General features: G+C 50.2%; 5 protein-coding genes. 3 read left to right on the top strand and 2 right to left on the bottom strand.

Annotated elements, in window-relative coordinates; genetic code table 11:
• Positions 1–252 precede the first annotated feature (252 nt).
• Complete coding sequence (lysM, locus tag J2T37_RS04085) at positions 253–729, top strand: peptidoglycan-binding protein LysM (protein ID WP_253353941.1); 477 nt, start codon at positions 253–255, stop codon at positions 727–729.
• 103 nt (positions 730–832) lie between these two features.
• Positions 833–1732 carry a 50S ribosomal protein L3 N(5)-glutamine methyltransferase gene (gene prmB, locus J2T37_RS04080; RefSeq protein ID WP_253353940.1) on the top strand — a complete coding sequence of 300 codons (900 nt, stop codon included), beginning with the start codon at positions 833–835 and terminating at the stop codon, positions 1730–1732.
• A 103-nt stretch (positions 1733–1835) separates the two neighbouring features.
• On the opposite strand, the gene J2T37_RS04075 is transcribed toward prmB, so the two are convergent.
• On the bottom strand, positions 1836–2573 hold the full coding sequence (locus tag J2T37_RS04075; protein ID WP_437179439.1) for a toxin-antitoxin system YwqK family antitoxin: 738 nt from the start codon (positions 2571–2573) through the stop codon (positions 1836–1838).
• Between the two features lie 185 nt (positions 2574–2758).
• Complete coding sequence (ppsA, locus tag J2T37_RS04070) at positions 2759–5146, bottom strand: phosphoenolpyruvate synthase (protein ID WP_253353939.1); 2388 nt, start codon at positions 5144–5146, stop codon at positions 2759–2761.
• 572 nt (positions 5147–5718) lie between these two features.
• On the opposite strand from ppsA, the gene ppsR reads away from it, so the two are divergent.
• Complete coding sequence (gene ppsR, locus J2T37_RS04065; RefSeq protein WP_253353937.1) at positions 5719–6540, top strand: posphoenolpyruvate synthetase regulatory kinase/phosphorylase PpsR; 822 nt, start codon at positions 5719–5721, stop codon at positions 6538–6540.
• The last annotated feature ends 44 nt before the right edge of the window (positions 6541–6584 follow it).

Raw genomic sequence — 6584 nt, 5'->3', positions numbered from 1 at the left:
AGCTTGTTTTGCTTATAAGGGCTCAGTCGACTTTTTTTCATGGGATTTATTCTAAATGATTTTGAATAAATCTAGTTATCTAGTACAGCCCCAAAGGTTAAATTGAAACCCGATATTGTAACCATAACCATGCCTTATGTGTAAAACCAAGTAAGACCGCCCTACCCGCGCTTGCCACGCAAGGCGATTCATATAATGATTAACGGTATCCGGCCAGCCGGATTTTTGATAACACATTTTAAGGAGTAACACATGGGCTTGTTTAGTTTTATTAAAGGCGCGGGCGAAAAACTGTTTGGTAAAGACGAAGCGGAAGTGGCGGCACAAGCGGCTTCCAGCGTAGAAGATTTGAATGTCAAAGCGGCCGCTGCGATTCAAACTTATGTTGAAAAACAAAACCTGGGCTTGACCGGCCTGTCTGTCGAATTCGACGGCGCCAGCGGTAAAGTGACCCTGAGCGGTTCTGCTCCTTCGCAAGAAGCGGCGGAAAAAGCGGTATTGGCTGCGGGTAACGTAACCGGCGTTTCCGACGTGCAAAACAACCTGCAATTCCCGCCCGCCGCCGCCGCGCAATATCATGACGTGGTCAAAGGCGACACCTTGTCTGCCATCGCCAAAAAATACTATGGCGACGCCAACAAATACATGAAAATCTTTGAAGCCAACAAACCGATGTTGAGCGACCCCGACCGCATTTACCCGGGTCAAAAACTGCGTATTCCGGAATAATCGTCAAGGTTTGCCCGCACGATAGAAAAGGCCGTCTGAAACCATTTCAGACGGCCTTTCTGCTATAATTGGCGTTCCACTACCTCATCACGGCGATTTCATTATGTTTACCCAAGCTGCCCAAGAACTCTCCACCCTGCGCGACATCCTGCGCTTTGCCGTCAGCCGTTTCAACGATGCCGAGCTGTTTTTCGGCCACGGCTCCGACAATGCCCATGACGAGGCCGCCTACCTGATTCTGCATACCTTAAATCTGCCGCTGGATACGCTTGATCCGTATCTCGATGCCAAGCTGCTGCCGCAGGAAAAAGAAGAGGTTTTGGCACTGATTGAGCGCCGCGTAACCGAGCGCATTCCCGTGGCTTACCTGACCAATCAGGCTTGGCAGGGCGATTTTGACTTTTATGTGGACGAGCGCGTGATTGTGCCGCGTTCGTTTATCTATGAATTACTGGGCGACGCGCTGACACCGTGGATTGAACACCCCGAATTGGTACACCGCGCTTTGGATCTGTGCACCGGCAGCGGCTGCTTGGCGATTCAGATGGCCTACCACTACCCCGCCGCTGAAATTGATGCCGTCGATTTGAGCTTGGACGCGCTGGAAGTAGCCGCCATCAACATTGAAGAATACGGCTTGGAAGAGCGTATCAACCTGATTCACACTGACTTGTTTGAAGGCTTGGACGACACCTATGATTTGATTGTTTCCAACCCGCCTTATGTCGATGCCGAATCTGTGGAAACCCTACCCGATGAGTATCTTCACGAACCGGAGCTGGCCTTGGGCAGCGGCGAAGACGGCTTGGACGTCACCCGCCAGATTATTTTGCAGGCCGCCAAATACCTCAATCCGCGCGGCGTGTTGCTGGTGGAAATCGGCCACAACCGCGAAGTGTTGGAAGCCGCCTATCCCGAGCTGCCGTTTACCTGGCTGGAAACCAGCGGCGGCGACGGCTTTGTCTTCCTGCTGACGCGCGAGCAGCTGTTGGGTGAGGAATAAAACATAAAAGGAACGGCATAACCGTTCCTTTTTAGTGGATTGTTAACAAAAGGCCGTCTGAAAAGTAACAAAATATACTTTTCAGACGGCCTTTCCACGGCGACTATTCAATTTCGTAACCGTCTTCATCCCAATAAGTCCGACTGACGACTTTGCCGTTGGTATAAACCGTTTCCGATTTTTTCGAGCCATCGTCATACCAATCCAACACAATACCGGTACGGTTGCCTTCATTGATGGTCATTTCCGTCAGCAACCGCCCGTCTTCATCCCAACTGACGACTTTGGTCGGCTTGTCGTTTACCATGGTCATCTCGGTTTTCGGGCTGCCGTTTTCATACCATTGTTTCCAATACCCGTTGGCTTTATTGTTTTTAAACTGTACTTCGCTCTCTTTATGGCCGTTGCGGTAATAGCGGTAGCCTACTCCTTCGCTCATGCCGTTATGATACGGCATAACCGCTGATTTTTTACCGTTGGGATACCAGTTGGTCCATTCCCCGTTCGGCTTGCCGTTGCGGTAGCTGCCAACCATTTTTTTCTGGCCGTTGAAATGCCACAAGGTCAGCATACCGTTATTCAATACCGGCACAAATGCCTTAACCTGAGCAGCCGGAATGTGATAAGGGTCGGAATATTTTTTCATCGACGGATAATAAAAATCCTGCACCTCGGCAATCCCCGCATTGATTTTATATTGCCGCACATAAGCCACAGACGACATCGTCGCCGTTATTTTCCCCTGTTGGTTGAAATACACCGAATGGGTTTGTGCCCACGCCGGTGCAGATACACTGTATGCAAAGGCAGCAGCCAAACCCATTTGCCAAAAACGGTTCATTATAATTTACCTGAATGCGGACAATCCGCGTAAAAGATGACGAATAACGAGATAAAATTTTTCAATATTTGCATATTATAAGGCATAACGGCCTTGATTGGTAAATACATTTAACATCTAAATAAAACGGCCTTGCCGCATTCTTCATGCGGCAAGGCCGTTTCAAACCGTTTCAGACGGCCGGATTATTGTTTGACCTCTTTGGCCAAATACAGCCAAGTTTCAATCACGGTATCCGGGTTGAGCGACACGCTTTCGATGCCCTCTTCCACCAGCCATTTGGCGAAATCAGGGTGATCCGACGGGCCTTGGCCGCAAATACCGACGTATTTGTTTTGTTTGCGGCAGGCGGAAATCGCCAAGTGTAGCATTACTTTGACTGCTGGGTTACGTTCGTCGAAGGTTGCCGCAATCGAGCCGCCGCTGTCGCGATCCACACCCAAGGTCAACTGGGTCATGTCGTTGGAGCCGATAGAGAAGCCGTCGAAATATTGCAGGAACTGCTCGGCCAGCAACGCGTTGCTCGGCACTTCGCACATCATAATCAGGCGCAAACCGTTTTTACCGCGTTCCAAACCGTTTTCTTTCAAGACTTTAACCACAGCTTCGGCTTCGGTCAGCGTGCGCACAAACGGAATCATCACTTCCACATTGGTCAAGCCCATTTCATCGCGCACACGTTTGATGGCTTGGCATTCCATTGCAAATGCGTCTTTGAAGCTGTCGGCCACATAACGCGCCGCGCCACGGAAGCCCAACATCGGGTTTTCCTCGTGCGGCTCATACAGGCTGCCGCCGACCAAGTTGGCATATTCGTTGGATTTGAAGTCGGACATGCGCACAATGGTTTTGCGCGGATAAACCGAAGCGGCCAAAGTAGCCACGCCTTCGGCGATTTTGTCCACGTAGAACGCGGTCGGCGAAGCGTAACCGGCAATGCGGCGGCTGATTTCCGCTTTCAATTCGTCATTTTGTTGGTCAAATTCCAGCAAAGCTTGCGGGTGGATACCGATTTGGCGGTTGATGATAAATTCCATACGCGCCAAACCAATGCCTTCGCTCGGCAGGCTGCTGAAGCTGAACGCCAATTCGGGATTGCCCACGTTCATCATGACTTTAGTCGGCGATTTGGGCATATTGTCCAAAGCGATGTCGGTCACATCCACTTGCAGCAAACCGGCGTAAATCATACCGGTATCGCCCTCAGCGCAGGATACGGTCACTTCTTGGCCGTCTGAAAGAAGCTCGGTTGCATTGCCGCAGCCGACCACTGCCGGAATACCCAATTCGCGTGCAATAATCGCGGCATGGCAGGTACGGCCGCCACGGTTGGTCACAATGGCAGAAGCGCGTTTCATTACCGGCTCCCAATCCGGGTCGGTCATGTCCGTTACCAGCACATCGCCTGCTTCCACTTTGTCCATTTCGGAAGCGTGTTTCACCAAGCGCACTTTGCCTTGGCCGACTTTTTGACCGATGGCGCGACCTTCTACCAAAACTTGTTTGTCACCGCTGATGGCATAACGGCGCAAGCTGCGGCTGCCGCTTTCTTGAGATTTCACGGTTTCCGGACGCGCCTGCAGGATGTACAGTTTGCCGTCCACACCGTCGCGACCCCATTCGATGTCCATCGGGCGGCCGTAGTGTTTCTCGATAATCAGGGCGTAATGCGCCAGCTCGGTAATTTCTTCGTCGGTAATGGAGAAGCGGTTACGGTCTTCTTCCGGCACATCAATATTGGTCACCGATTTACCCGCCTGAGCGTTTTCGGTGAAAATCATTTTAATCTGCTTAGAACCCATGGTTTTGCGCAGAATTGCCGGTTTGCCTGCTTTCAGCGTCGGCTTGAACACATAGAATTCATCAGGGTTAACCGCGCCTTGCACCACGTTTTCGCCCAAGCCGTAAGAAGAAGTGATGAACACGACTTGCTCGTAACCGGATTCGGTATCAATGGTAAACATCACGCCGGACGCGCCGCTGTCAGAGCGCACCATGCGCTGCACACCGGCAGACAAGGCCACGACATCGTGGTCGAAACCTTTGTGTACGCGGTAGGAAATCGCGCGGTCGTTATACAGGGAAGCAAACACATGGTGCATGGCTTCTTTGACGTTTTCCAAGCCGTGGATATTCAGGAAAGTTTCCTGCTGACCGGCAAAAGAAGCGTCGGGCAAGTCTTCGGCGGTTGCGGATGAGCGCACGGCCACGGAAATATCCGCGCCGTCGGCATCAGCCACCATTTTGTTCCAAGCCGCTTCGATTTCGGCATTGAGCTGCTCGGGGAACGGCGTATCCAGAATCCATTGGCGGATTTCTTTACCCACCCGCGCCAGCTCGGATACGTCTTCTACGTCCAACTGCGCCAGCGCCGCAGAAATGCGTTCGCTCAGACCTTCATGCGCCAAAAATGCACGGTAGGCTTCGGCAGTGGTGGCAAAACCGCCCGGCACGCGCACGCCTTTTTCCGCCAACTGGCTAATCATCTCGCCCAAAGAAGCGTTTTTACCGCCCACGCTTTCGACATCAGTCATGCGCAGGTTTTCAAACCAAATCACGTAGTTTGCAGCCATTGTTTCTTCCATTCATATTATGTTAAAAGGGAAATGAAAACCTATATTGATAAGGCGTCCGACTTGTTTTCAGCATAAAAATACGGATACAAAGCAAAAAACGCAATCAGGCCAAACACCTGATAAGCATTTCCAAGGCCGTAGGCGTGTTTTTAAGACGAAAAAGCAGCCGTGCGACTTATGAATGCAGGTTCGCAACCCGCATGGTTATTCTAAGTCATTCATTTGGGCGCTGTCATGTATTTTATGCGTTAAAAGCAGCCTTTGCCGTCTGAAAAATTGCGGAATCCTCGGATGTAGTGAAATGAAACCAAGCTTCAAAACCCGTCTTTTAAAACCTTATTTATTTGTAAAATATCATTTTTAGAATGAATTAATGATTTTTTCAATATTGAATTATCCAAAAATTTTAGCATTTAATGCTAAAATTTTTGATTTTCTTTACAGATAATGGGTATTTTGCCTTTTGTGAAATTTTGTTGTAATTTTATGTAGTTTTAGTTGAAAGGCTTTATCCTCAAGGATTCTCTTGCTATGATGTTTGCTCCAAACAGACCAACCGGAAATCTGCCATGACCGCTCCACGCCACGTTTTTTATATCTCCGACCGTACCGGTTTGACTGCCGAAAACATCGGCGAAGCCTTGCTTAACCAATTCGGTAATTTGACCTTCAAACGCTCTACGTTTCCTTTTATTGATACGCCGGAAAAAGCGCAGCTGGTCGTGGATAAAGTCAACCAATGCGCCGCTGACAGCGGCCAGCGCCCGATTGCCTTTGTCAGCGTGGTCAATACCGACATCCGGAAAATAATCAGCAGCGCCAATGCCTTACACATCAATTTCTTTGATACTTTCTTGGGAACGTTGGAGGAGGAGCTCAATACCGAAGCGGTACAGGCCACCCAAGGACACCACAGTATCGGCAATACGCAGCGTTACGACGCGCGTATGGAAGCGGTAAACTTTTCATTAAACCACGACGACGGCGTCAGCGATAAAAACCTGAAAGAAGCCGATGTGATTCTGATGGGCGTGTCGCGTTCGGGCAAAACACCGACCTGCCTGTATCTGGCGCTGCAATACGGTATCCGCGCCGCCAACTATCCGCTGATTCCCGATGATTTGGAATCGTCGGATTTGCCGCGTATGGTCAAACCGTATAAAGACAAACTGTTCGGCCTGACCATCCAGCCCGAGCGTTTGCAAGCCATCCGCCAAGAGCGCCGCCCCAATTCCACTTATGCCCGAATCGACACCTGCCGCAGCGAAGTCGCCGACGCGCAGGCCATGTTCAAACGCCACGGCATTCCGTTTACCAATACCACGGATAAATCGGTGGAAGAACTGGCCGTTTATATTATGCAGGCTTGTCATTTGAAACGCCGGTTTTAAATACATTAATGCCCTGATACAGCAAAGGCCGTCTGAAAAATCAA

This window comes from Neisseria perflava, from assembly GCF_024170405.1.
Taxonomy (GTDB): domain Bacteria; phylum Pseudomonadota; class Gammaproteobacteria; order Burkholderiales; family Neisseriaceae; genus Neisseria; species Neisseria perflava_B.
The sequence above is the reverse complement of the archived record's forward strand: the minus strand, read 5'-3'. Positions and strand labels throughout refer to the sequence as shown.